We start from the raw sequence: 26,310 nt of genomic DNA, 5'->3' as shown, positions 1-26,310 counted from the left end.
CTCTCAGGAAAACCTGTCGGAGACACAGTCTCCAACTGTCCTTCCGGACGAATAAATCAGTGTTTTTTTTAACCTTTCACACGGTTGATCCGCAACACCGATTTCAGAACCCGAAGCCGGCGCATGATACGGGCAAGATGCAGACGGCTGCGTACCGCAATCGACAGATTGATGGTGACGATCATCCCGTCACGCTCGTCCACCGCAACCGACAGGATGTTGCCGTCCATGTCAGAGATGCTGGAAGCCACCTCGGCCAGCACGCCCCGGCCGTTGACCACGTCAACCCGCACCGGCACCGAAAAATCGCGGTCGATGTCGCGTTCCCACTGCACGTCAAGCCACTTCTCGGGATGCTTGCGGTACTCCACCAGATTGCGGCAGTCCTGCAGATGCACCACCACGCCCCGGCCGGAGCTGGCAAAACCAACGATCGGATCACCCGGGATGGGGTTGCAGCAGCGGGCGAAGGTGACCACGGCACCCTCGGTACCCTTGATCGTCAGCCGCTCGCGCGGATCCCGCTCCTTTTCCGCATCGGAGCGCTCCTCCACCAGGCCGCTCAAATGACGCGCCGCAAGCCAGGGCATCAACCGGCCAAGCCCCACATCCTGCAACAACTGCGATAGATTCTCCGCGCCTGCCGAGCGCAAGCCGGTTTCCAGTTGCTCCGCCGGCAGGCTGTCCAGGCTGCGATCCATGCCCTCCAGCACCTGGTCAACCAGCCGTTTGCCGAGGCTTTCCGCCTCCTCGTGGCGCAGGGTCTTCAGGGCGTGACGGATTGCCGAACGCGCCTTTGCGGTGACCACGAAATCAAGCCAGGCTGGATTTGGCCTGGCGCCCGGGGCGGTAATGATCTCCACGGTCTGCCCGGTCTGCAGCGGCATTCGCAGCGGTACAAGGCGTTTGTCGACCTTGGCGGCAAGACAGGTGTCGCCAATGTCGGAGTGCACGGCATAGGCAAAATCGACCATCGTGGCGCCGCGCGGCAGCTCCATGATTTCACCGCGGGGCGTGAACACATAGACCTCGTCGGGAAACAGGTCGACCTTGACGCTCTCGATGAATTCCAGCGGATTGCCGGCATTGCGCTGTATCTCGAGCAGATCCTTGACCCACTCCCTGGCCCGGGTCTGCGCGGTGTTCTGGCCAGCCTCGCCGGTCTTGTACATCCAGTGCGCCGCCACGCCCATCTCGGCCACACGATCCATTTCGTGGGTCCGGATCTGGACCTCCATCTGCACGCCCTGTGGTCCCCAGAGCATGGTATGCAGTGACTGGTAACCGTTGCTCTTGGGGATCGCGATGTAGTCCTTGAAATGCCCGGGAACCGGCTTGTACAGCCCGTGCATCACGCCCAGCGTGCGATAGCAGGCGTCGACGTCCTCCACCGTCACACGGATACCGTGCACGTCGAAAATGGCGTTGAAGGGTTTTCGCTCCCCCCCCTCGTTTCGCATCTTGCGGTAGACACTGAAAAGGTGCTTCTCGCGGCCGGTCACCACCGGTTCGATGCCGGAACCAGCCAACCGCTCGGTCATTGCCTCCCGCACCCGGCCGAGCAGGGCCTTCTGGTTGCGGCGCACCTTGCGGACCTGGGACTTCAGCACCCTGAAGCGCATCGGGTACATGGCGGCGAAGGACAGATCCTCCAGCTCGATGCGCATGTTGTTGATGCCCAGGCGATGGGCCACCGGCGCATAGATCTCCATGGTCTCGCGGGCGATGCGCCGCCGCTTGTGGGGAGGCATGACCCAGATGGTCCGCATGTTGTGCAGGCGGTCGGCCAGCTTGATGATGATGACGCGGATATCACGCGCCATCGCCAGCACCATTTTACGGAAATTGGCGGCCTGGGCCTCGGCCTTGCTCTCGAAATGGATCTGGGTGAGCTTGGAGACTCCATCCACCAGCTCGGCGACTTCCTCACCGAAATCCGTGGCGATGTGTTCCTTCGCGGTCGGTGTGTCCTCGATGACATCGTGCAGGATCGCGGCGACGATGCTCTGCACATCAAGCCGCATTTCGGCAAGCACCTTGGCCACCGCTACCGGGTGGGTGATATACGGTTCACCTGAAAGGCGCTGCTGCCCCTCATGGGCAGCGGCACCGAAACGGTAGGCGCGGCGGACCATGTCCACCTGATCCGGATCGAGATAGGCCTCGAGCACAAGACAAAGCTCATCTATCCCGCGCCCCGGATCCGCGGCGCCGGTATCACTGGGCGTCAGGGCTTCTGCGCGCGCCATCGGCCCTCCGCAATCATTCCTCTGGACGCTCGACGGCCTCGGCATCCGCAGCCGCCGCTTCCCGCATCAGTTCGGCGCGCTGCGCCTCTTCCACCGCCGCGGTGATCTCCGCTTCCGGCTCTTCGTCGAGGATCGACGGACCGACGTGCTGTTCCGAGATCTCGCGCAGCGCGAGCACGGTGGGTTTGTCATTCTCCAACGGCACGAAGGGCTGGGAGCCATTGGCGATCTGCCGCGACCGCTTGGCGGCGACCAGCACCAGTTCGAACCGGTTATCCACAAAATCCAGGCAATCTTCTACGGTAACCCGCGCCATGTTGCACTCCAGTTAGTGATATTGCACCGCACCCTACTATACATCAGTTGGACCATTCCGTGACGCCCTGCAACATCCCGAACCAGGCCCTTTGTTCAGTCCGCGCCAAGCAGCTCCTGCAGCGTGTCACCCAGATGCTGCTGCTGAGCTACCTGACGCAGGCGCCGGCTGCGGATGATCGCCATCAGGTCGGCCCGCGCCTCGCGGAAGTCGTCGTTGACCACCAGGTAGTCGTATTCCGCGTAATGCGACATCTCGTTCACGGCATCGCGCATGCGCCGCTCGATCACGGCGTCGCTATCCTGCCCGCGGCTGCGCAATCGCTGCTCGAGCTCGACGCGCGACGGCGGCAGTATGAACACCGAAACCGCCTCCGGCATCGTCTCGCGGACCTGGCGCGCGCCCTGCCAGTCGATCTCGAGGACCACATCGATACCCTGCCCGAGACGGTCACGCACAGGCTGCATTGCGGTGCCGTAACGGTTACCGAACACCGAGGCATGTTCCAGGAAGGCGCCCGTATCGATCATCTCGACGAACCGGGGCTCATCGACAAAGTGGTAATGCACTCCGTCGTGCTCGGCCTCGCGCTGGGTGCGGGTGGTGTGCGATACCGACACCGTGAGGCCCGGACAGGCCTCCATCAGGGCATGCACCAGACTGGTCTTGCCGGCACCGGACGGTGCCGAGATGATGTACAGCGTGCCGCTGAGCGCGCTCATGCCTTACTCCAGATTCTGGATCTGTTCCCGCATCTGCTCAATCAGCACCTTGATCTCGACCGAAACCTGGGTGGTGTCAATGGCCGCCGCCTTCGAGCCGAGCGTATTTGCCTCGCGATTGAGTTCCTGCATCAGAAAGTCGAGCCGACGGCCAATCGGTTCTCGCCGCTGCAGCACTCGCCCGATTTCCTCAACATGCATGACAAGCCGGTCCAGCTCCTCGTCCACATCCAGCCGCTGGGCCATCAACACCAGTTCCTGCTCGATGCGGTTCGCATCCGGCACCTGTTCCAGTTCCGCGAGCCGCGCCTCCAGCCGTTCGCGCAGGCGCTGCCTGATCTGCGGGACCAACGCGCGCGCCTCCTCCGCCAGCTCGGCAACCCGCTCCGCACGGCTGCGAATCATGTCGACCAGTGCCTCGCCTTCACGCTCACGGGCCACGATAAAGCCGTCAATGGTCTGATCGAGCAGGGCCAGGGCGGCATCCATCACCGGCTCCAGATCCGGCGACTGCTCGCTGAGCACGCCGGGCGTTCGCAACAGGCCTTCGGCGGAGAGCTGCCCGGAAACCGGGAAACGCCGCTCGAGCTCCTCGGCGGCAGCGACCAGGGCCTCGGCCTGTGGCCAATTGATCTGCACACCCGAGGCACCGGCAAACGACTGAAAACGCAGACTGCATTCCACCTTGCCCCGGGACAACCGCCGACCGAGGCGCTCGCGCACGGCGGTTTCAAGCTGCCGAAGATCCTCTGGCAGGCGCGGCGTAATATCCAGATAGCGGTGGTTTACCGAGCGCAGCTCCCAGGCCAGCCGGCCCCAGTCGGCAGACAATTCGCGGCGCTCGAACGCCGTCATGCTGCAAGCCATGCAGATTACTCCTTGGCGACACGTGGGATAGCGCTCCTGGAGCCGCCCGCCGCGGGGTCGGCCCCTGAGGAAACACTGATTCATTCGCACGGTGGACCGTGCGAGTTTACGCGGTCCCCCCGAGCCTGCAAAAACGCAGCGCTATGGTACGCTCCCCAACCCATTCCAGCAGGAGTCCCGTACATGCGTCCCAGCGGCCGAGCAACCGACGAGTTGCGCAGCATACGCCTAACCCCCGGTTTCACCCGCCACGCCGAGGGCTCCGTCCTGGTCGAATTCGGCGACACTCGGGTGCTGTGCACGGCCTCGGTAGAGGAATCCGTGCCCCCGTTCCTGCGCGGCAAGGGGCAGGGCTGGGTAACCGCCGAATACGGCATGTTGCCACGCTCCACCGGCAGCCGCATGGGCCGCGAGGCTGCGCGCGGCAAACAGCAGGGTCGCACGATCGAGATCCAGCGCCTGATTGGCCGCTCGCTGCGCGCCTGCATCGATCTGGGCGCGCTGGGCGAGCGCAGCGTGGTGCTGGACTGCGACGTCATCCAGGCCGACGGCGGCACCCGCACCGCTTCGATCACCGGCGGCTACGTGGCACTGGCCCTGGCCATGCAGACGCTGCGCCGGGCTGGCAAACTGAAACGTGATCCCTTGATCGGTCATGTCGCCGCAATATCCGTCGGCATCTACAAGGGCGAACCGGTACTGGACCTGGATTATCCGGAGGACAGCGAGGCCGAGACCGACATGAACGTGGTCATGAACGAGGCCGGCGGCTTCATCGAGATTCAGGGCACCGCTGAAGGGCATGCCTTCCGTGACGATGAACTCGTCGGCATGCTGGCGCTGGCACGCAAGGGCATCAACGAACTGATCGACACGCAGCGGCAGGCCATCGAAGGCGCGTGACGCAGGGGAAACGCTGACGCGATGCGTATCGTTTTCGCAAGCAACAATGCGGGCAAGACGGAGGAGGTCGCGGCCATGCTGCGACCGCTGGGCCTGGCGTTGCTGCCGCAGAGCCACTTCCACGTACCCGAGGTCGAGGAAACCGGGCTCAGTTTTGTCGAGAACGCCCTGATCAAGGCCCGCAATGCCTGCCGCCACACCGGCCTGCCGGCCATCGGTGACGACTCCGGCCTGGAGGTCGATGCACTGGACGGTGAACCGGGTATCTACTCCTCGCGCTATGCCGGCGAGTCCGCAACCGACCGCGACAACAACACACTCTTGCTGGCGGAACTGGCCGGCGTACCGGAGCAGGAGCGTACCGCCCGCTTTCAGTGCGTCATGGCGCTGCTGCGACATGCCGACGATCCCACGCCGATCATCTGTCAGGGTACCTGGGAAGGACGCATTCTTACCGCACCGGACGGCAGCGGCGGCTTCGGTTACGACCCATTGTTCTACATCCAGGCCGAAGGCTGTAGTGCCGCGAGGCTCAACCCCGACAACAAGAACCGACTGAGCCACCGCGGCCAGGCGCTACGCCAGTTGCTGGAACGCCTGCGCCCGGGACTTCGCCGCGGGTGACCGGAGTGGAGCTGCCGCCACTCGGACTGTATCTGCACCTGCCCTGGTGCACGCGCAAATGCCCCTATTGCGATTTCAATTCGCATGCCGCCGGCGACACACCCCCCTACGACGATTACCTGCAGGCACTGTTGCGTGACCTCGAACTGGAGTTGGCCAGAGCCGATGGACGACTGATCGACACGGTGTTCATTGGCGGCGGCACCCCGAGCCTGTTTCCGGTTGCAGCCATTGAATCCGTGCTCACGGCACTGCTGCCCCGGTTGCAGTCTGGTGCCGAAATCACAATGGAGGCCAACCCGGGCAGCGCCGAAGCCGAGCGTTTTCGGGGCTACCGCGAGGCCGGCGTCAACCGCCTGTCGCTTGGCGTGCAGAGTTTCGACAACGCGCTGTTGCAACGCCTGGGCCGGGTCCATGATCGCAGCCAGGCACTGGACGCCGTCGATGCGGCGCGTGAGGCCGGGTTTTCGGCGATCAACCTGGATCTGATGTACGGCCTGCCCGAACAAAGCCTGGACCAGGCTCTTGCCGACCTGGATCAGGCACTGGCCCTCGGCACCGACCACCTATCGCATTACCAGCTCACGCTGGAGCCGAACACGGTCTTCTTTGCCAAACCGCCCGCGCTGCCGGACCCGGACACCCGGGCCGAGATGCAGTTGCAGTGTCAACGGCGATTACAGGCCGTCGGGCTGGCGCAATACGAGATTTCCGCCTACGCGCGGCCGGGCAGGCAGTGCCGCCATAATCTGAATTACTGGCGTTTCGGCGACTACCTGGCCGCAGGTGCCGGCGCGCACGGCAAACTGACGGATTCCGCCGGTAACATCCACCGCTACCGCAAGGTCAAGGTTCCGGCGCTGTACATGGCGCGCATGGCCCGGGGAACCGCCGACGTAGAACCGCGCCGACTACAGACGGATGACCGGATACTGGAATTCATGATGAATGCGCTGCGGCTCAACGCCGGCTTCCCGGTTGCCTTGTTCAGCCAGCGAACGGGCCTGGATTTCGAGCTGGTCAGACCGGTGCTGGATCGCCTGCTGGAGGATGGCCTGCTGCAGACGGATGGCGCGCGCTACCGGACAACACGACTGGGCCGCGATCATCTGGACACGATCCTGGCCGAGTTCCTGCCGGACGACGGCAATGCTGCATGAGGTAACAATCCACTGCCCCTATTGCGGCGAAGCGCTGGACACCCTGGTCGACGCCAGCGGCGGCAGCCAGCAGTACATCGAGGACTGCCAGGTCTGCTGCAGCCCGATCGAGTTTCTGCTGGAGGTTGACGCCGACGGCGATCTGACGAGCCTGCATGTGCGCCGGGACGATGAATGAACGGCAACCCGGTCAGCGATCGCCGGAGTAGGCCAGGGTCATCTGTTCGGCGACCCGTTCCTCCCGCGGCTGCAACGAGGAGACGCTCAGCCCCAGCAATCGCACCGGCCGCTCGCCGGCCTCGGTCTGGCCAAGCAAGGCCTCGGCGACCGGCAGCATGTCGACCGCGTTCCGCCACGGCAACGCCCGGCTGCGCGCCCGCGTGATCTGCCGGAAATCCGAAAACTTCACCTTCAGGGTGAGCGTATGCCCCTGTAGCTCGCGGGCATCGAGCGCCGTGGCCACTTTCTCGGCCAGGGGCACCAGCGCCTGGCACATCGCGGTGCGGTCTCGCAGATCAGCGGGGTAGGTCTGCTCGGCACCGATCGACTTTCGGATCCGCTCGCCCCGCACCGGCCTTTCGTCGACGCCCCGTGCAAGGCCGTAATAGTAGCCGGCGCGACGGCCAAAGGTCTGTTGCAGTTCCGCCAGCGACCAGCGCCGCAGATCGGCCCCGGTACGAATGCCGAGGTCATGCATGCGCCGTTCGGTGGCACGCCCCACGCCATGAATCCGACCCACCGGCAGACTGGCAATGAAACCGGCACCCTGCTCCGGCCGGATCAGGGTCAGGCCGTCCGGTTTCTCCAGATCCGAGGCCTGCTTGGCGAAGAACTTGTTGTACGACACGCCGGCCGACGCCGTCAGCCCTGTCTCGGCGCGGATCCGCGCCTTGATGTCGCGGGCGATGCGGATTGCCGAGCCCTGAAACCGCGAGCTGCAGGTCACGTCCAGGTAGGCCTCATCCAGTGACAGCGGTTCGACCAGGTCTGTGTAGTCCCGGAACAGTGCCTGAATCTGCCGCGACACAGCGCGATAGACGGTGAACCGCGGCCGCAGGAACACGGCATCCGGACATAAGCGGATCGCCCGCGCCGCCGGCATCGCCGAATGGATACCGAAACGGCGCGCCTCATAGCTGCAGGTTGCAACCACGCCACGACCATCCGGACTGCCGCCGACAACCACCGGCCGCCCGCGCAGGGCCGGATCATCGCGTTGCTCTATGGCAGCGTAAAAGGCATCCATGTCCACATGGATGATCTTGCGCTGGAGGGGCTGTTCGGATGCCATGGGGCCTGCTGACGCGGTGAGCTGATGGCACAATGAAGCCATGAGCGACAGCCGCGAACAAGACCGCCGGCAGGCACTGGAGGCACTCCGCTCCAGCCTGGAGCCGCAAGTCTGGATTGAAGGCGAGCGACAGGCACCATTCCTGAAGGAGTGGCGCGGCCGCTATCAGGGCCGCGCGGCCGCCGTGCTGTGCCCTGGCTCAACCGGCGAGGTGGCGCTGATTCTGCGGCATTGCCACGACGCAAGCATCACGGTGGTGCCGCAGAGTGGCAATACCGGCCTGGTCGGCGGCGGCGCGCCCGATACCTCCGGCACGCAGGTCATCCTTAGCCTGCGGCGGATGAACCGGATCCGGGACATCGACGCCGACAACGGTACACTGACCGCCGAGGCCGGCTGCGTGCTGGCGGATCTGCAGGCCGCCGCACAACGGATTGATCGGCTGTTTCCGCTCAGCCTGGCCTCGGAAGGCAGTTGCCAGATTGGCGGCAACCTGGCGACCAATGCCGGCGGCACCAATGTATTGCGCTACGGCAACGCCCGCGATCTCACCCTGGGGCTGGAGGTGGTCCTGGCCGACGGCCGCATCTGGGACGGCCTGCGCAGCCTGCGCAAGGACAACAGCGGTTTCGATCTGCGAAACCTGTTCATCGGCTCCGAGGGCACGCTGGGCGTGATCACGGCGGCGGTGCTGAAACTCTTCCCCCGGCCAGCAACAACCATCACCGCATTGCTTGGCGTGGAAACGCCCACACAGGCGGTGCAGCTACTCGGACAACTGCGTCAGGCCAGCGGCGACGCCCTGACCGGCTGTGAACTCATGAGCCGCGCCAGTCTGGAAATGTCCCTTCACCACGTGCCCGGTTGTCGCGACCCGTTCGACTCCGCCCATGCCTGGTACTTGCTGGTGGAAGCGAGCAGTTCGGGCACCGGAACCGCGTTGCGCGAGGCGCTGGAGCTGGCCCTGGGCGAGGCGCTGGAGGCCAACGCGGTCAGTGATGCGGTATTCGCCGACTCGATGGCGCAGGCGGCTGCGTTATGGCGCCTGCGGGAGAGCATTCCGGAGGGTCAGGTTCGGTACGGTGCCAGCATCAAGCACGACATCTCCGTGCCGGTCTCGCGCATTCCGGAGTTTCTGGCGCAGGCGCAAGCCGCGCTGGAAGCCCTGATTCCGGGTCTCCGGATCTGTGCCTTCGGCCACATCGGTGACGGCAATCTGCACTTCAATCTGAGCCAGCCGGCCGACTGCGGGCGCGATGCATTCCTGGCGCGGGAAACCGAGTGCAACCGGCTGGTTTTCGACCTGGTCGATGCACTCGGCGGCTCGATCGCCGCCGAGCACGGCGTCGGCCAACTCCGCCTGGACGCCCTTGACCGTTACAAGTCCGACGTCGAACTGGACCTGATGCGGTCGATCAAGCAAGCACTGGACCCCAGGGGCATCCTTAATCCGGGGAAAGTGGTTAAGGGATAGTGTTCAGTTTTCAGACAGGGCCGTCGCTGTGGCATTTCGGAAGTCGTTGAGGCCGGTTCGCGGAGCGCCTGCGTTGGAGTCCGCTTTTTTCCGAGGCAAGGTGCGCTGCGCACGAAGCGTAGGGTGCATTAAGCGCAGCGAATGCACGCGGCGTGATCCGTTACCATGGTGCCAGCCCGCGCTCGGTCACCGCCGCCGCCAATACCTTTTCCGGTCCTGGTTTTGTCCGAACACCTTGTTTGTTCGAACAACTTTGTTGTCCCGCCAACAGATCACACTGCGTGGGTCCGCTTCGCTTGACCCACCCTACGCCTCTACCGAACCGGCACCGCGGCTTGCCAGATGACCAAAACCGGTCTCAGGCGCAGACGCGGGAATAGATCAGCGTTTCCTTAACCCGTGCCCTCGGCAGGGCCCGTGTTTATACTCCAGAAATGACCGCGCGACGCTCCAGATCATCCGGCAATCTGCTCGGCCGCCTCATGCTGCTTGGCATGTGGGGTGCCGTGGCCGCCGTCCTGGCGCTGGGCTTCGATGCCTGGCTCGACCGGCAGGACAACCCGAACCGGAACATCCAGACCGTGATCGCCAGCGACGGCGCACGCGAGATCAGTCTCGAACGCAATCGAGCGGGCCATTATGTCGCCGAGGGCACGATCAACGGCCATGCGGTGACTTTCATGCTCGATACCGGCGCCAGCGATGTCTCGATCCCGGAGACAGTGGCCCGGGAAATCGGCCTGGAACGCGGACCACCCATGCAGTACCGGACTGCGAACGGCATGGTCACCGCCTACGCAACCGAGCTGTCCCGCGTCACACTGGGCGACCTGGAGCAACGCGATATCCGCGGCTCCATCAATCCGCACATGGACGGCGAGGAAATCCTGCTCGGCATGAGCTTCCTCGGAGACCTGGATTTTCGTCAATCGCGGGGCGTACTGACCCTGACGCAGTACTAACGGGCAATCAATCGACATGGGGCTCCGAGACCGGGCTTGGTCATCTGGCAAGGCGCGGTGCCGGTTCGGTAGCGGTAGCTACCGGGCCGGTGGCGCAACGCCGCCAGGGGCCAAAACCGGCCGGGGTCTTCGACTTGGGCCGCATTTTTCCCGAAGGCTGTGTTGCGCTGCTTGACCGCAGAATCACTGCGGCGCTGCGCAGCGCGCCTTGCCTCGGAGAAAATGCTGACTCCAACGCAGACGTGCGAATGAATCAGTGTTTCCTTAAGACAGGCCTTGCCTGCCCGGTATCGCACTTGTACACTTCGCGATCTCATTTTTGGCGGCAGACACAAATCCAGGGTATTTACCGATGAAGGCTGACATCCATCCCGAGTACCGCGAGGTCGTGTTTCAGGACATCGCCTCCGACTTCGCCTTCCTGACGCGGTCGACGATCCGCAGCAAGGAAACCATCACCTGGGAAGATGGCAATGAATACCCCCTGGTGAAGGTCGAGGTCTCCAGCAAGAGCCACCCGTTCTACACCGGCAAGCAGCGCGTTCTGCAGAGCGGTGGCCGGGTTGATCGCTTCAAGCAGAAATACGGCCGCATGGGCAAGAGCAAGTAAGCTCCGCACGATGCGACCCGAAGAACCGCGCCACGGCGCGGTTTTTTTTTGCCGGATACCCGCCAGCCAGTCAATGACAGACCAGGCCCGCCTGGCAATTCACCCGGTCACGCAGTAACTTGCCGAGGCGGTGAGGCTGCGCACGGGCCCAAGCTTTTTTTTGTGCGCTGCATCGTACACAATGCGACTCCGGCCGTTCACGGCCTGGCTTCAGTCGGATGATCTGCGAAGGTATTCGGCAGCACTGTCCGTCAATTGGGGTGTCAGCGCATTGATTGCCACGGGTAGCGGTCGTGGTAGCCGGCGAGACGCAGCGGATTCGTTGCCAGTCCCGCCCACGGCTTGCCAGCCGTCCGCCGACCGGTCTGCGCAGCGCTGACGCAAACGCGATCAGATACGAACCGGTTCCGCGTTCGAACAAACTGGACGGCCTCCCGGGCCGACATCGTGTTTCATTTGGTTTTGCCCGGGGGAGACAGGAGAGCATCTATGTCCAAGCATACTGTGACGGTTACCGACAACACCTCCGGAAAAAGCGTCGAGTTTCCGGTCAAGGAAGGGACCCACGGTCCGGGCGCTATCGATATCAAATCGGTCTACAAGGAATTCGGTTACTTCACCTACGACCCGGGTTTCACCTCCACCGCAAGTTGCCGCAGCGATATCACCTTCATCGACGGCGACGAGGGTGTGCTGCTGTATCGCGGTTACCCCATCGAACAACTGGCCGAACACAGCACGTTCCTGGAAGTCTCCCACCTGCTGCTCTACGGGGAACTGCCGACTGCCGACGAACTCGACGCGTTCACGGCCTCGATCACCAAGCACACCATGGTCAACGAGAGTCTCAAGGACTTCTTTGACGGCTTTCACTACAACGCTCACCCGATGGCCATGTTGACGGCCGTGGTCAGCTCGCTGTCTGCCTTCTACCACGACAGCATCGACATCAACGACCCGGAAAGCCGTGAACTGTGCGCCCACCGGATCATCGCCAAGATGCCGACCATCGCCGGTGCGGCATTCAAGCATTTCGTCGGCGAACCGTTCGTCTATCCGAAAAACCGCCTCAGCTATTCCGGCAACCTGCTGAACATGCTGTTCTCGCGCCCGACCGAGGATTACGAGATCAATCCGGTGGCGGAGAAGGCACTGGACCAGCTGCTGATCCTGCACGCGGATCATGAACAGAACGCCAGCACCTCGACCGTGCGCCTGGCGGGCAGCACCGGCACCAACCCGTTTGCTGCCATCGCCTCGGGCTGCGCCGCACTCTGGGGGCCCGCCCATGGCGGCGCCAACGAGGCCGTGCTGCGCATGCTGGAGGAAATCGGCGATGTGCGTAACGTCGCGCACTACATCGACAAGGCCAAGGACAAGGATGATCCGTTCCGGCTGATGGGCTTCGGTCACCGGGTGTACAAGAACTACGATCCCCGCGCGACCATCATCCGCAAGACCTGCCACGAAGTCCTGCATGCCATGAACATGGCCGACGATCCGCAGCTGGAACTGGCGATCAAGCTTGAGGAAATCGCGCTGCAGGACGACTATTTCGTCGAGCGCAAGCTCTACCCGAATGTCGATTTCTACTCGGGCCTGATCTACAAGGCACTGGGCATCCCGACCCAGTTCTTCACCGTGATGTTCGCACTGGGCCGGACGCCGGGCTGGATTGCCCAGTGGGCCGAGATGACCGAAGACGGGGAACAGCGTATCGGGCGCCCACGGCAGATCTACACCGGCGCCGCCCGCCGCGATTACGTTCCGGTAGTGAAACGCTAAACGGAAACCGGAAGGGAAACCCGGCTGGAATGGGCCGGGTTTTTTATGGCCTTAACCGCCGGGGCCGCGGCTGCCGTCTAGCCCGGCGGCGGGACCAGCAGTTCCGGTTCACCGTTCAGCAACTGCCGAACCGCGTCCCGATTCGCCCGGTCCATCGGTTGCCCGTCCACCGGGCTTCTCGGAGCCTGGCGCAGGCCACCGCCCGAGAAGACCGTCAGATCAACCGGCACGTCACCGGCCATGAATCGGTAGACCGGGTAGAACTCCCAGTCGTCCCGATTGAAACGCAGTCGGCGCTCCGCCGTCTCGAACGGTATCCCGCGATCCATCAGGAAGACCGCGACGTCCTCCGGCGTGTCAGCAAAGACGTGCAGGTTGACGTCCGACCAGTCACTGGCGGTGCCATCCAGCACCGAGCCGACCAGACGCGGCCGGAACGCGGCGAAGAACTGCATGGCTTCCAGCGCCGCCTCACGCAATTCGCGCAGGTGACTGGCATGCCTGTCGCCGCGGAACAGTCGCTGGTAATCCAGCACCGCCTCCTGGATTTCGCGGTTCCGCGGCATGTTCTCGGTCCCCGGGGCGTTGAGCCGGTCGGCGGCCTTGCGTTTGACCACCAGATAGTCCCGGACGCCCTCCTCGACCATGATTCGCGCGCATTCCTGAATCAGACGCTGCCGCATCCGCTGGTCACGGGGCGCACCCTGCTTGGCCATGATGGGGAATCCTCCTGGGGTGCCAACCCCGTGATGGAATTGACAATTCGAAGCCTTGGAAACCGGTCTGCTGGCGCGTCCCGGCGGGTTCACCCGGCACCACCAAGCCAGTTGAACGACCAGGCCGGCACGGCTGCCGCTCCGTCAGAACAACGGCTCGGAACGCCCGCGATCGGAGCTCCCAGGGCCTCCATCCGTCCGATCACTCCGGCCCTCGCGGTCAGGCACAGCGCCTTCCTGGAACAACTCGAAGATCGCCCGGGGATTGTCGGCACTGGTCAGCAAGCCGGATTCGGGATCGATCCGGGCGGTTACCAGACCCGAGGGCCGCAGCGGCGACTCCTCCGGTATATCGCGCAGCGCAACACCCATGAAGTCGATCCACATGGGCAGGGCCGCGCGGCTTCCGGTCTCACCCCGTCCCATGTTCTGCGACTGGTCAAAGCCGACCCAGGCCGTGGTGACCAGATGCCGGTTGTACCCGGAGAACCAGGCATCACGCAGGTTATTGGTGGTGCCAGTCTTGCCGGCAATATCGTTGCGCCCGAGCTCCCGTGCACGCTGCCCGGTGCCGCTGCGAATCACGTCCTTCATCATGTCTGTAATCAGGAACGCATTGGTTGCCGGCAACACACGTTCCGCGGGCCGGAACTGCTGCGTGAGCGGGTCCGCATTCTCCTCGGCACTGCCTTCGGCAACGGTGTCCTCGGCGGTGTCCGTATCCACCACCGCACAGTCTTCACAGGCCATGGCCGGCACGGCGCGGAACACCAGGTTGCCGTCAGAGTCCTCGATCCGGCTGACCAGGTACGGGTCAACCCGGTAGCCGCCGTTGGCAAACACCGCATAGGCAGCGGTGAGCTGCAGCGGTGTCACCTCGGCACTGCCCAGTGCCAGCGACAAGCCCGGCGACATGCGTTCCGCGTCGAAACCAAAGCGCTCCATGAACTCGGAGGCGTAGGGAATACCGAGGTCCCGCAGCACCCGGATTGACACCAGGTTGCGTGACTGCGCCAGCGCCTCACGCACGCGCGTCGGACCGTAGAAGCGCCGGCTATAGTTTTCCGGCCGCCAGCTGCGATCCAGCGAATCATCCTCGACCACGATCGGCGCATCATTGACCACCGAAGCGGGCGAGAAACCACGCTCCAGTGCGGCCGAATAGATGAACGGCTTGAATGCCGAGCCGGGCTGGCGCTGGGCCTGCACCGCGCGATTGAACTGACTGCGTCCGAAATCGAAACCGCCCGCCAGTGCCACCACTGCGCCCGAGGCCGGCGACAGACTGATCAGGCTGCCCTCGATGGCCGGCACCTGGGAGAAGCGCAGCACCTGCTGCGGCTCCTCGTCGTCGCCTTCGGCTTCGACCTGCTCCGGATAGACCCGCACCAGGTCACCGCGTGACAGCACCTGGGCAACCGATGACGGACGATCACCAACCGCGGATTCATTGATGTACGGCCGCGCCCAGCGAACCGCATCCAGATCAAGCTCGCCGTAATCCCCGCGGCCGAGATAAAGACGCGCCCGGTCGCCGGATTCATCCACGTCGATCACCAGCGCGGGCCGCAGATGCGCCATCCGGCGGAAGTCGCGAAGCAGCCGGTCCCATGCCTCCTCGTCGGCGTGCTGATCCAGATCGAACTCGGCCTCCGGACCACGGTAGCCATGACGCCGGTCATAGGCCAGTAGATTGTCGCGCAGCGCCCGATCCGCCTCGCGCTGCAGACGGCTGTCGATGGTGGTATAGACCCGGTAGCCGTCAACGTAGGCATCGTCGCCAAATCGTTCCACCGCATACGCCCGGGCCATCTCGGCGACGAACGGGGCATTGACGCCCGGACGTTCGTCGCGGTGCACGGTGGCCGTTACCGGCGCGGTGCTGGCCTCGGCAAACTCCTCCTGGGAGATCACACCGGTTTCAAGCATGCGTCTCAGGACATAAGCGCGCCGCTGCAGGGCGCGCTCGGGCCGGCTGACGGGGTTGGCAAACGACGGCGCCTTCGGCAGCCCCGCAATCATCGCCATCTGTGCCAGATCGAGCTCGTCGACCTCGGCGTCGTAGTAGATCCGCGCCGCCGCGCCGATACCATAGGCCCGCTGTCCAAGATAGATCTTGTTGACATACAGCTCGAGGATCTGCTCCTTGCTGAGCTCCCGCTCGATGCGCATTGCCAGCAGGATTTCGTTCAGCTTGCGCAGGTAGGTCTGTTCCCGCGACAGGAAGAAATTCCGCGCCACCTGCATCGTGATCGTGCTGCCGCCAGGGCCGATCTCCTGATGCTGGACCAGGTAAAACACCGCCCGTGCCATGCCGACCGGGTCCACGCCGTGGTGGGAGTAGAAATTTTCATCCTCGGCGGCGATAAAGGCATCTCGCAGGCGCTCCGGGATATCTTCGTAGGCGACCGGCTCGCGGCGGTACTCGCCGAACTCGGCAATCAGTTCCTCGTCCGCCGTGTACACCCGCAGGGGTTGCTGCAGCCGGATGTCGCGCAGGGTTTCCACCGAAGGCAACTGCGGCTCCAGGTACAGGTACAGGCCGGCCGCGGCCACCGCGCCAAGCACGACGAGCGACAGCATTGCTGCCAGTACATAGGCAATTGCGCGGGCAAACCAGGTCATGATCGGGGATTCTGTCGACGGAGTCTCGGTTTCGGGAGCTGAATTCACAGTATAAAGTCATTGGGAAGTCGGGGGATACAGCGGAAAATGCTTGTATTTCTGCTGCGGCTCCCGAAAATGGGGATGCTGTTGCCGATAGGCGACATGCATGACGCTACGAGGCGGCAGCAACAACAAACACGATTCATAAGGTTTCGGACGGCGCCGGCCGCGGCGTTCGAGTCAGGGCAGCTCGGGAGACGCGACATCGTGGGTTTGTTCGGCAAGTCAGGGACGGCCCTGCTCGGCATCGACATCAGCTCGACAGCGGTAAAACTCCTGGAGATTCGGCGTCAGAGTGGGCGCTACCGCGTCGAGAGTTATGCCGTGGAGGCGCTGCCGACGGATTCCGTCATCGAAAAGAGCATCACCAATCTCGAGGCGGTGACGGCGGCTGTGGCCGGTGCGGTCAAGCGGTCCCGAACCAAGCTCAAGGACGTGGCGCTGGCGGTTCCTGCCTCAGCGGCGATCAGCAAAACCGTGAACATGCCGGCCGACTTGTCGGAGGACGACCTGCAGGCGCAGATCGAAATCGAGGCGGAGAAGTATGTTCCACACCCGCTGGACGAGGTGAGCCTGGATTTCCAGGTTCTGGGGCCGGCCCTGCGGGACCCGAACAGTGTCGAGGTGCTGCTTGTTGCCTCGCGCAGCGACAATGTCGACACCCGCGTCGATGCCTGCGAAGGCGCCGGGCTGAAGGCCCGGATCGTCGACGTGGAGAGCTACGCCACCGAGAACGCCTTTGCCCTGCTGGCGGAGGATCTGCCTGCCCGCGGCGAGGGACAACGCATCGCTGTGGTCGATGTCGGCGCGACCATGACCACGCTCTCCGTGTTCGAGAATCAGCGCATCATCTACACCCGGGAGCAGGTCTTCGGTGGCCGCCAGCTGACCGAGGAAATCAGCCGCCGCTTCGGCCTGTCGATCGAGGACGCCGGACGCGCCAAGCGCCAGGGCGGCCTGCCTGACAGCTACGAGGACGAGGTACTGCACCCGTTCATGGATTCCATGGCGCAGCAGATCACCCGTGCACTGCAGTTCTTCTACGGCTCGAGCCAGCACAACTCGGTGGACAGCATCGTGCTTGCCGGCGGTTGCGCCTCGATCGTGGGCATCGATGACCTGGTGCGTGACCAGGCCGGGATTCCGACCTTCATCGCCAATCCGTTCGTGAACATGTCCGTTTCCAACCGGGTGCGCCCGCAAATGCTGGTGGAAGACGCCCCGGCACTGCTGATTGCCTGCGGGCTTGCGATGAGGAGCTTCGACGCATGAGCACCCGCATCAATCTCTTGCCCTGGCGCGAGGAGCGCCGTCGACGCCGCCAGCAGGCCTTCCTGGGAATGCTCGGTGCCGCAGTGGTGATAGGAGCCGGTATCTGGTTCGCGGGTCTGACCTACCTCAACCAGCAAATCGAGCACCAGGAAAACCGCAACGACATGCTGCGGGCCGAAATCCGTGAACTGGATCGGCAGATCACCCGCATCAGCGAGCTGGAGGCGACCCGCGACCAGCTGAACGCCCGCATGGAGGTCATCCAGGATCTGCAGCGGGGCCGACCCCAGATCGTGCACATGTTCGAGGAGATGGTGCTGACCCTGCCCGATGGCCTGTATCTGAACTCGCTGCGACAGCAGGGCGATCGGCTGACCCTTAGCGGCGTCGGCCAGTCCAACGCCCGCGTCTCCAGCTACATGGAACGGCTGGAGGCATCGGACTGGCTGCGCAATCCGGAGCTGGACGTGATCGAGGTGCGCCGCGAAGACGGCCTGCGGCTCAGCGATTTCACCTTGCGGACGCAACAGACCTCGCCGCTGACAAGCGATGAGAATGACAATGGGGAGGACGCCGAATGAAGGTTCAGGGCGTCGAACTCAGCGAACTCGACCTGAACAACACCGGCAGCTGGCCGCCGGTGATCAAGTTCCTGGCAGCACTGCTGGTCTGCGCCGCGGTGGTCGCGGCAGGCTGGTACTTCTCCTGGCAGGATCAGCAGCAGCAACTGGTCCGCGTCGAAGCCCAGGAACCCCAGTTGCGCGGCGAATTCGAGACCAAGCAGGGCCGGGCGGCAAACCTTGGCGCCTACGAGGAATTGCTGGACGAGATGGAGCGCTCGCTGGAGGCGCGGCTGCGTGAGCTGCCGAGCCGGGTCGAGGTGCCGCCGCTGCTGGTGGACATCTCCCAGGCAGGCCTTGGCGCCGGACTCGAGTTCGAACTGTTCCGGCCAGGCAGTTCCGTCCGTCGTGACTTCTATGCCGAAATGCCCATCCAGATCCGGGTGCGTGGCCGTTTCCACGAGTTCGGCCGCTTTGTCAGCGACGTCGCCAACCTGCCCCGGATCGTCACGCTGCACGACGTCGAAATCAGGCGCGGCGGGGACAACGGCGAATTGACCATGAGCGCCACGGCGCGCACCTACTGGTATCTGGATGACGAGGGCGAGGACGAGTCGTGATGGGGACTGACCGGCACAACCGTCAATCGAGACTTTCCGGAGTCGCATTCCCGGTCACGCTGATATGCTCGCTGACGCTGTTATCCGGCTGCTCTCAGGAAACCGCCGATCTGGAACGCTACATCGCGGAGATCAAGGCGCGGCCGGCGCAACCTCTGGAACAGTTCGAGGAGCCGGAGGACCCGCCGAGCCACGTCTATCCGCGGGACCCGGACCGTGACCCCTTCAACCAGCTCAGCTTCCGCGAGGAGGCACGGGATACCGAGGTTGCGTCAGGGCCGAGGCCGGATCCGGACAGGCCCCGCGAAACGCTGGAGGAATACCCCCTCGACTCCTTGCGCATGTCAGGCTTGCTGGAACGCGAGGGCGAACGATTCGCGCTGGTGCGGGATCCGCAGGGCACGGTACACCGCGTCAGGGAAGGCAATTATCTTGGGCAGAACCACGGCCGCATCGTGGAAATCAGTGAGCGACGCGTCGACGTGCTGGAACTGGTTCGGACCGGGGAACAATCCTGGACCGAACGGGAAGCAGCGCTCAGCGTGCGCGATGATCGGTAGACAGGGAGCACAACAATGAACAGCGTCACCTTCGCACCCAACGGCGCGGCCAGGGGCCAGGTCTTCCGCTTCATCTTTCTGATCGGACTCCTGTTGTTCGGCCTGCAAACCGCGGCGGCCGAGACATCCGTCAGCAATATCGAGTACACCACGCTGCCGGGCAACGAGGTGCAGATTGCCATCGAACTGGACGGCGAACCCGTTCGCCCCAGTAGCTTCAGCGTCGATGACCCCGCCCGCATCACCTTTGATTTTCCGGGCACCCGCAACGCACTGAGCGAGCGCTCCGTGGACATCGGTGTGGGCCGCGTCGAACGGGTCAACACCGCCGAGGCAGGCGGCCGCACGCGAGTGGTGCTGCAGCTCTCCGAGATGATGCGCTACGACGCCGAACTGGATGGCAACCGCTTCCTGATCACGCTGCGTGACCGCAGCGATGCGCCAGCGCAGCGTGACCTGGTCCAGCGCACCGACCCCGATGACGCTGTACGTCGCACCGCTCGCCGTGAACTGATGGACATCGATTTCCGCCGCGGCAGCGACAATGCCGGTCGCGTGGTGATCGAACTGAGCGATGATTCCACCGACGTCGACCTGCGCCGGGATGGCGATCACATTGTTGCCCGCTTCAGCGACACCGAGCTGCCCGAGCGCCTGCAGCGGCGGCTTAATGTCGAGGACTTCGCCACCCCGGTGCGCACCATCGACACCCGCCAGGACGGCCGCGACGTGGTCATGCGTATTCGACCCGAGGGCGAATACCGGCACATGGGCTATCAGGCCGACAACGTCTTTACCGTGGAATTCCAGCCCATGACCCGGGCGGAGCAGGAACGGGCCCAGCGGGAAGACCCCGAGTACACGGGTGAGCGTCTGTCGCTGAACTTCCAGGACATCGAAGTTCGTGCCGTGCTGCAGTTGATCGCCGATTTCACCGGCCTCAACGTCGTTGTCAGTGACCGTGTCACCGGCAACCTGACCCTGCGCCTGCAGAACGTGCCCTGGGACCACGCACTGGACATCATCCTGCGCACCCAGGGGCTGGACAAGCGCATCACCGACAACGTGATGCTGGTGGCCCCGGCCGAGGAGATCGCGGAACGCGAGCGGCTGGATGCCCAGGCGCGCCGTGACGAGGAAGAACTGGCACCGCTGCGTTCGGACTACTTCCAGATCAACTACGCCAAGGCCGGCGATATCTCGACGCTGCTGCAATCGGCCGATGCGACCCTGTTGTCGGAGCGCGGCAATGTCACCATCGACGAACGTACCAACACGCTGATCATTCGCGATACCGAGAGCAACCTCTCGGAGATCCGCCGGCTGATCAATCGCCTGGATATCCCGGTGCGTCAGGTGCTGATCGAGTCCCGCATCGTGCTCGCGAACGACGACTTCAGCCGCGAGCTGGGTGTTCGGTTTGGTGCCAGTGCACAGCGCCGGTTGAGCCGTGGTGACGGTGCAGTAATCGGCGGCACACGGCCTGGTGGTATCGCAGATCCGGGAACCGGGTTTCCGGCTGAAACGGATTCTCCCGGGCTGCTTACGGGTACGGAATTTCGGGAGGGCCAGCTTGTCGACCTTCCGGTTAATGATCCGGCTGGTGCCGTCGGTCTAGCGATCGGGCGTATCGGCGACCGACTGCTGCAACTTGAACTGTCCGCACTGGAGAGCGAGGGCCGTGGCGAGATTGTCTCCAGCCCCCGAGTGATCACCTCGAACCAGCGTACTGCCAGCATCAAGCAAGGCGTGGAAATCCCGTACCAGGAGGCCACCGCTAGCGGCGCCACCAATGTCTCGTTCCAGGAAGCCGTCCTGGCCCTTGACGTGACGCCACAGATTACGCCGGACAACCGTGTGATCATGGACCTGGAGGTCAGCAAGGACACGATCGGCGAGGTGTTCCTCGGCGTGCCCAGCATCGACACGCAGTCAGTCACTACCCAGGTGTTGGTCGAAAACGGAGAGACCGTCGTACTAGGGGGCATTTACGAGCGCGACCGCCGCCAGCAAGTCAGCCGGGTGCCGTTTTTCGGATCCCTGCCCGGCATCGGTTGGCTGTTCCGCAGCAATCTACGAATCGACGAGAACAGCGAGCTACTGATCTTCGTCACGCCACGAATTCTCGACGAGAGCCTGTCAGGCGGTAGCGTTCAGTAACGCCGGGGCGATGACGGTTAGCGGACGGCCAGACGCGAGGCCGTAACCACTAAAAAAATTGCCAACAAACACAACGGGGCAATCATGCAGTTAAATAAGAACACATTACGCTATGTCAAGTTCGGATTAGTGGGCACTCTTATGGCGTCCGCGGCCATCTTGTCAGGCTGTCTCGGAGGAAGCAGCAGCAGTGGTGGGCAGGATGTTCTTCAACCAGAACTTAGACTTCGGGTTCAGGGGTTGAGCTCTCCACTCCCTGTCCTGCCCCAAGGTGGGAACATTTCTTGCGGACTTACACCTTTCACTCAAGTCATTTCCGTCCGGTTGGACCGTGACGGCGGCGACGGCAATATTCCTGACGGGACAGAAGTTCAAGGCAGAGTATCGTTTTCGGACGGGGGTGGTCGCGCAGTACTCGGCAAGTTTAACGATGGCGATGGAGACGACGGTGAGATCGAGGGTGATGGTGAATGTGCCGAAGCCTTTGCCACATTGCCCGTGGAAAGCGCTGCCGGGAGAGCTGATTTCTTGATCACCGGACTTGTCGCTGGCAACGTAACATTCCGAGCTCAGGCCACCGTCGATGACGTGTCGTTATCTGACAGTACGACGATTCGCGTTGGTCAGCCTGGTTCCAGCACGCCCCAGGCTTACGCGCTTTTCGGCCCAGTTCCTCGAAACGTCCCGGCCGGCGACATCGCCAGTTTTCTTCTGCTCGTTGTCGATGAAGAAGGCAATCGTGTACCGAATCCCAGCGGGTCAGATACGAACGTTCGACTCACGATCGTCGACGATGGAGGCTTCACATCAGACAGCCGTCTTATCGCAAGTGACGGTTCGAACACGAGTGAGTTGGACGTTCAAACCTCCAATGGCGGAGTCAGCTTTAGCTTTCGCGCTGGGTCACAGCCCGGAATTGCAGGTATACGCGTTCAGGCAATGGATACCAGCGGTAATGCCCCCGCCGACTTCATCGCACCGGCTTTCGTTTATGGCGTCACCATTGACGACCAAGGCGATGGAACTGGCCCCCTGCTAATCATCACTACTGATTCAGATATCCCGAACGCCTTTGAGAGCGATGCTTACCTTTCCGCCCTTCAGAGTCAGGGGGGTGTTGGAATTCGACGGTGGGAAATCACGGATGGAAGATTACCAGACGGTTTGGAGTTGCAACCTAATGGTGTAATCAGCGGAACTCCGACAGAGACGGGGAGCTTCCCATTCAGCGTGTCCGTGACAGATGAAAATGGCACGGGCGCAACAGCAGGGCCCGAGACGTTATCCCTTCAAGTGGACTAATGTGTGAGCCCGAAGGCGTTGCGAGCGAGCCACTTCGCTGCAATTAGGAAAATGCGAGGACCCGTCGTTGATGCCGATGCGCCATGGGCTAAAAAAACCGAGCATCAATTGTTCCTAAATTATTCTTGAATGCCGCAGTCACCGATCCGGCAGGCCTTTGGCTCTGTCACATTTTTGGCTGAGGTTTTGCTGCCGAACTCGCATTCCGACTGCTACCATCCGTGCGCAATGAGCAACTTAGATCGCATTGTCCTGATCGGCCCGATGGGCGCCGGCAAGTCCTCCATCGGGCGTCAGCTGGCGCGTGCGCTTGGCTATGCGTTCTGCGACAGCGACAAGGAACTGGAGCGGCGCACGGGGGTTGATATCCCGGTGATCTTCGATATCGAGGGTGAGGAAGGCTTCCGTCGCCGCGAGAAGGCAATGATCGACGAACTGAGCCGGAACGACCGCTGCGTTCTCGCCACCGGTGGCGGGGCCATTCTGGACGCAGACACAAGACACCGTCTTCGGGACCGGGGGCTGGTCATCTACCTGGAAACATCCATTGCCGAGCAACTTCGCAGGACCCGACGCGACAGGAATCGGCCACTGCTGCAGACCGAGGACCCCGAAGCCCGTCTGCGCGATCTGATGGAGCAGCGCCGGCCCCTCTACCTGGAAACCGCGCATCTGACTGTCAACACGGACCAGGCTGGCGTGCAGCAGGTGGTGCGCGAGATCATGCGCACCCTAGAAGAACGGAACAGTACGCAATGAGCGAGATGAAAACCCTGCATGTCGACCTGGGCGAGCGCAGCTATCCCATTCACATTGGTGCCGGACTGCTGGAGCAGGACGCACTGATCCGGCCGCACCTGCGCGGCCGCCAGGTTCTGGTCGTCAGCAACACCACTGTGGCGCCGCTGTACCTCGAACGGTTGTTGCAGCGCCTGGACGGCCTGGATGTGGACAGCGTGATCCTGCCGGATGGTGAGCAATACAAGAGCCTGGACATCTGCAAGCAGGTCTACGACCGGCTGCTGGAACGGCGCTTCGACCGGAAATGCATGCTGGTCGCTCTGGGTGGCGGTGTAATCGGAGACCTGACCGGCTTTGTCGCTGCCAGCTATCAGCGCGGCGTCGATTTCATCCAGATACCCACGACGCTGTTGGCGCAAGTGGACTCCTCGGTCGGCGGCAAGACCGGGGTCAACCACCCGTTGGGCAAGAACATGATCGGCGCCTTTCATCAGCCGCGCTGCGTGATCGCCGACACTGCGACCCTCGGCACCCTGCCCGATCGCGAGATGTCGGCCGGCATCGCCGAGGTCATCAAATACGGCCTGATCCGGGATGCAGGCTTCTTCGATTGGCTGGAAAACCATGTCGAATCCCTGCTGCAGCACGATGAGGCCGCACTGACCGAAGCCATCCTGCGCTCCTGCGCCATCAAGGCCGAGGTGGTCGCCGCCGACGAGCGGGAAGGTGGACTGCGAGCGATCCTGAATCTGGGTCATACCTTTGGCCATGCCATCGAAACCGCCAGCGGCTACGGCAACTGGCTGCACGGCGAGGCAGTCGGTGCGGGCATGGTGATGGCGGCACATCTGGCGCGGGAGATGGACTGGATCGACCAGCAGCAATTCGAGCGCGCGCGACAGCTCATCCTCCGGGCCGGACTCCCTGACGCACCACCGGCCGGCATGTCGGCAGAACGCTTTCTGGAGCTGATGGCGGTGGACAAGAAGGCCGAGGGCGGCAGGCTTCGCCTGGTCCTGCAGCAGGCCATCGGCAAGGCCGTGGTCACCGACACGGTACCGATGGACAGCCTGCGCCGGACGCTGGATCACTTCGTCTCCGCATGACCGTGATCTGGGACGCCCCCGGTCGTGGCCCCTGGGCCAGCGATGTGGCCAGCTCCCGCGGGCGCCGCATCCCCGAACCGGCACCGGCGCACCGCACCGAATACCAGCGTGACCGCGACCGCATCATCCATTGCTCGGCATTCCGCCGGCTGGAGTACAAGACGCAGGTTTTCGTCAATCACGAGGGCGACCTGTTTCGCACCCGCCTGACCCACACGCTGGAGGTCTGCCAGGTGGCACGCACGATAAGCCGTGCGCTGCGCCTGCACGAGGACCTGACCGAGGCCATCTGCCTGGCGCACGACCTGGGCCACACACCGTTCGGCCATGCTGGTCAGGATGCCCTGCATGACTGCATGCGCGAGTACGGGGGCTTCGAACACAATCTGCAATCGTTGCGCGTGGTCGACCTGCTGGAGGAACGCTATGCCGATTTCGACGGGCTCAACCTGTGCTTCGAAACCCGCGAAGGCATCCTCAAGCACTGCTCGGCAAGCAATGCCCGACAGCTGGGCGAGCTCGGACGACGCTTTCTTGATCGCAGCCAGCCGAGCCTCGAGGCACAACTGGCGAACCTGGCGGACAGCATCGCCTACAACAGTCACGACGTGGACGACGGCCTCCGCGCCGGGCTGATCACGCTGCACCAGCTCGAACAACTGGAAATGACCGGACGCCTGCTGCGCGAGGTGCGCACCGCCCACCCCGGACTGGAAGACCGCCGGCTGGTCTACGAAATGGTGCGGCGCCTGATCGGCGAACTGGTGGCCGATGTCATCCAGACCACACGCGCCGCCATCAGCACAACAGCCCCGGGCTCGCCGCAGGCGGTTCGCGATGCGGGTCAGCAATTGATCCGTTTCAGCCCGGCCATGGACCGGCAGCAGGCAGAGCTGAAACAGTTCCTGTTTCACCAGCTATACCGGCATCACCGCGTCTACCGCATGGTGGCCAAGGCACAGCGAACGCTGCGGCAATTGTTCGAGGCCCTGTTCGCCGACATCGCCCTGCTGCCGCCACGGCAACATGCCCGCACCCAGGCGCTGGAGGCCGAACACGGCGACCATGGCCGCGCCCGCGGGGTCGCCGACTACATCGCCGGCATGACCGACCGCTTCGCCATCGACGAGCATGAGCGCCTGTTCAATCCCCGCCGATTGACATAGCCCCCGGCTCATGCAGCTTCGACTCCGAGCCTGAGGGACAGGAGACGCAGTCGCGGGACCACCGTGAACGCATCCATGCGGGCTTGACGGCCGCGTCCCTGCGGCCGACATCCCGCCACTGCGTCTCCCGCCCCCAGGCCAAGTGTGATCGCGCTGATAACAGAAAACGACCTCTTCGGTTGGTAGACCGTTAGGTCGGGGCGACAGGCATTCCACGGAGGAACGTCGGCCGCAGGGACGCGGCCGTCGAGCGCCCACGGATGGGTTCACAGCGTTTCCGCAGTGGAAACCTGTCGCCCCGACCGGATCCGCGCCAACACGGCTCCAGACCTGAACGGGCGTGCGGTGTGGCACCGAGAAGGAGTACGGCCGCATGCCCGGATTGTTCGTGTTTCCACGAATCGCTATACTGTGCGGCCGTTTGCATTGCCACGGGCGGGTTCACCGCCGCTCGTCCTGCGGGCGCCGCGTAGCGCC

General features: G+C 63.5%; 24 protein-coding genes. 17 read left to right on the top strand and 7 right to left on the bottom strand.

Annotated elements, in window-relative coordinates; all coding sequences use genetic code 11:
* Window positions 1–68 precede the first annotated feature (68 nt).
* The 4 genes from spoT to M0534_RS11090 form a co-directional block, all read right to left on the bottom strand.
* Window positions 69–2,249, bottom strand: coding sequence for a bifunctional GTP diphosphokinase/guanosine-3',5'-bis pyrophosphate 3'-pyrophosphohydrolase (gene spoT, locus M0534_RS11105; protein WP_248568498.1), 2,181 nt, complete (start codon window positions 2,247–2,249; stop codon window positions 69–71).
* A 13-nt stretch (window positions 2,250–2,262) separates the two neighbouring features.
* On the bottom strand, window positions 2,263–2,565 hold the full coding sequence (gene rpoZ / locus M0534_RS11100) for a DNA-directed RNA polymerase subunit omega (protein ID WP_248568497.1): 303 nt from the start codon (window positions 2,563–2,565) through the stop codon (window positions 2,263–2,265).
* Window positions 2,566–2,660: 95 nt separating this feature from the next.
* Window positions 2,661–3,287 carry a guanylate kinase gene (gene gmk, locus M0534_RS11095; RefSeq protein WP_248568496.1) on the bottom strand — a complete coding sequence of 209 codons (627 nt, stop codon included), beginning with the start codon at window positions 3,285–3,287 and terminating at the stop codon, window positions 2,661–2,663.
* Between the two features lie 3 nt (window positions 3,288–3,290).
* Window positions 3,291–4,154 carry a YicC/YloC family endoribonuclease gene (locus M0534_RS11090; RefSeq protein WP_248568495.1) on the bottom strand — a complete coding sequence of 288 codons (864 nt, stop codon included), beginning with the start codon at window positions 4,152–4,154 and terminating at the stop codon, window positions 3,291–3,293.
* A 183-nt stretch (window positions 4,155–4,337) separates the two neighbouring features.
* Here M0534_RS11090 and rph point away from each other — a divergent pair, with 183 nt between their 5' ends.
* Genes rph through M0534_RS11070 form a run of 4 tightly spaced genes read left to right on the top strand, consistent with a single transcriptional unit; the run spans window position 4,338 to window position 7,019 of the window.
* Window positions 4,338–5,057, top strand: coding sequence for a ribonuclease PH (gene rph, locus M0534_RS11085; protein WP_248568494.1), 720 nt, complete (start codon window positions 4,338–4,340; stop codon window positions 5,055–5,057).
* A gap of 21 nt (window positions 5,058–5,078) precedes the next feature.
* Window positions 5,079–5,681 carry an RdgB/HAM1 family non-canonical purine NTP pyrophosphatase gene (gene rdgB, locus M0534_RS11080; RefSeq protein ID WP_248568493.1) on the top strand — a complete coding sequence of 201 codons (603 nt, stop codon included), beginning with the start codon at window positions 5,079–5,081 and terminating at the stop codon, window positions 5,679–5,681.
* Window positions 5,678–6,841 carry a radical SAM family heme chaperone HemW gene (gene hemW, locus M0534_RS11075; protein ID WP_248568492.1) on the top strand — a complete coding sequence of 388 codons (1,164 nt, stop codon included), beginning with the start codon at window positions 5,678–5,680 and terminating at the stop codon, window positions 6,839–6,841. Before rdgB ends, hemW begins: the two co-directional genes overlap by 4 nt.
* Complete coding sequence (locus tag M0534_RS11070; protein ID WP_248568491.1) at window positions 6,831–7,019, top strand: CPXCG motif-containing cysteine-rich protein; 189 nt, start codon at window positions 6,831–6,833, stop codon at window positions 7,017–7,019. The genes hemW and M0534_RS11070 overlap by 11 nt, the downstream gene beginning before the upstream one ends.
* A 12-nt stretch (window positions 7,020–7,031) precedes the next feature.
* Here M0534_RS11070 and dinB read toward each other — a convergent pair whose 3' ends face one another.
* Window positions 7,032–8,132 (bottom strand): DNA polymerase IV, encoded by a 1,101-nt coding sequence (dinB, locus tag M0534_RS11065; RefSeq protein ID WP_248568490.1) that lies wholly within the window; start codon window positions 8,130–8,132, stop codon window positions 7,032–7,034.
* Window positions 8,133–8,172: 40 nt separating this feature from the next.
* Between dinB and M0534_RS11060 the strand changes: the two genes are divergently transcribed.
* The 4 genes from M0534_RS11060 to M0534_RS11045 all read left to right on the top strand — a co-directional run bounded on the left by M0534_RS11060 (window position 8,173) and on the right by M0534_RS11045 (window position 12,963).
* Window positions 8,173–9,606: an FAD-binding oxidoreductase gene (locus tag M0534_RS11060; protein ID WP_248568489.1), complete on the top strand. Its 1,434-nt coding sequence runs from the start codon at window positions 8,173–8,175 to the stop codon at window positions 9,604–9,606.
* A gap of 434 nt (window positions 9,607–10,040) precedes the next feature.
* The gene (locus tag M0534_RS11055) at window positions 10,041–10,568 is read left to right on the top strand and encodes a retropepsin-like aspartic protease family protein (protein ID WP_248568488.1); all 528 of its coding nucleotides are present in this window, start codon (window positions 10,041–10,043) and stop codon (window positions 10,566–10,568) included.
* A 352-nt stretch (window positions 10,569–10,920) separates the two neighbouring features.
* A complete protein-coding gene (locus M0534_RS11050; RefSeq protein ID WP_248568487.1) occupies window positions 10,921–11,178 on the top strand; it encodes a type B 50S ribosomal protein L31 in 258 nt (85 codons plus the stop codon).
* A gap of 489 nt (window positions 11,179–11,667) precedes the next feature.
* Window positions 11,668–12,963: a citrate synthase gene (locus M0534_RS11045; RefSeq protein ID WP_248568486.1), complete on the top strand. Its 1,296-nt coding sequence runs from the start codon at window positions 11,668–11,670 to the stop codon at window positions 12,961–12,963.
* 77 nt (window positions 12,964–13,040) lie between these two features.
* Here the strand turns inward: M0534_RS11045 and M0534_RS11040 are convergent, their stop codons facing one another.
* Together M0534_RS11040 and M0534_RS11035 are read right to left on the bottom strand one after the other, a co-directional pair.
* Entirely contained in the window at window positions 13,041–13,679 is a 639-nt protein-coding gene (locus M0534_RS11040) for a hypothetical protein (RefSeq protein WP_248568485.1), read from the bottom strand.
* Between the two features lie 144 nt (window positions 13,680–13,823).
* On the bottom strand, window positions 13,824–16,304 hold the full coding sequence (locus tag M0534_RS11035) for a penicillin-binding protein 1A (protein WP_248568484.1): 2,481 nt from the start codon (window positions 16,302–16,304) through the stop codon (window positions 13,824–13,826).
* A 246-nt stretch (window positions 16,305–16,550) separates the two neighbouring features.
* Between M0534_RS11035 and M0534_RS11030 the strand changes: the two genes are divergently transcribed.
* The 9 genes from M0534_RS11030 to M0534_RS10990 all read left to right on the top strand — a co-directional run bounded on the left by M0534_RS11030 (window position 16,551) and on the right by M0534_RS10990 (window position 25,833).
* The gene (locus tag M0534_RS11030) at window positions 16,551–17,618 is read left to right on the top strand and encodes a type IV pilus assembly protein PilM (protein ID WP_248568571.1); all 1,068 of its coding nucleotides are present in this window, start codon (window positions 16,551–16,553) and stop codon (window positions 17,616–17,618) included.
* Window positions 17,615–18,199 carry a PilN domain-containing protein gene (locus M0534_RS11025; RefSeq protein WP_248568483.1) on the top strand — a complete coding sequence of 195 codons (585 nt, stop codon included), beginning with the start codon at window positions 17,615–17,617 and terminating at the stop codon, window positions 18,197–18,199. Before M0534_RS11030 ends, M0534_RS11025 begins: the two co-directional genes overlap by 4 nt.
* Window positions 18,196–18,798: a type IV pilus inner membrane component PilO gene (locus tag M0534_RS11020; RefSeq protein WP_248568482.1), complete on the top strand. Its 603-nt coding sequence runs from the start codon at window positions 18,196–18,198 to the stop codon at window positions 18,796–18,798. The genes M0534_RS11025 and M0534_RS11020 overlap by 4 nt, the downstream gene beginning before the upstream one ends.
* Window positions 18,798–19,358 (top strand): pilus assembly protein PilP, encoded by a 561-nt coding sequence (locus M0534_RS11015; protein WP_248568570.1) that lies wholly within the window; start codon window positions 18,798–18,800, stop codon window positions 19,356–19,358. Before M0534_RS11020 ends, M0534_RS11015 begins: the two co-directional genes overlap by 1 nt.
* Before the next feature lie 15 nt (window positions 19,359–19,373).
* Entirely contained in the window at window positions 19,374–21,518 is a 2,145-nt protein-coding gene (locus M0534_RS11010; RefSeq protein ID WP_248568481.1) for a type IV pilus secretin PilQ, read from the top strand.
* A gap of 84 nt (window positions 21,519–21,602) precedes the next feature.
* The gene (locus tag M0534_RS11005; RefSeq protein WP_248568480.1) at window positions 21,603–22,820 is read left to right on the top strand and encodes an Ig domain-containing protein; all 1,218 of its coding nucleotides are present in this window, start codon (window positions 21,603–21,605) and stop codon (window positions 22,818–22,820) included.
* Window positions 22,821–23,048: 228 nt separating this feature from the next.
* Window positions 23,049–23,579, top strand: a complete 531-nt coding sequence (gene aroK, locus M0534_RS11000; RefSeq protein WP_248568479.1) for a shikimate kinase AroK — start codon at window positions 23,049–23,051, stop codon at window positions 23,577–23,579.
* A gap of 5 nt (window positions 23,580–23,584) precedes the next feature.
* Window positions 23,585–24,667 (top strand): 3-dehydroquinate synthase, encoded by a 1,083-nt coding sequence (gene aroB / locus M0534_RS10995; protein WP_248568569.1) that lies wholly within the window; start codon window positions 23,585–23,587, stop codon window positions 24,665–24,667.
* Complete coding sequence (locus M0534_RS10990) at window positions 24,664–25,833, top strand: deoxyguanosinetriphosphate triphosphohydrolase (protein ID WP_248568478.1); 1,170 nt, start codon at window positions 24,664–24,666, stop codon at window positions 25,831–25,833. Before aroB ends, M0534_RS10990 begins: the two co-directional genes overlap by 4 nt.
* Window positions 25,834–26,310 lie beyond the last annotated feature (477 nt).

Origin of the sequence: Methylonatrum kenyense, from assembly GCF_023195885.1 — a bacterium.
GTDB lineage: Bacteria > Pseudomonadota > Gammaproteobacteria > Nitrococcales > Aquisalimonadaceae > Methylonatrum > Methylonatrum kenyense.
Note: the sequence above shows the minus strand (reverse complement) of the source record. Positions and strands in the feature narration are given on the sequence as shown.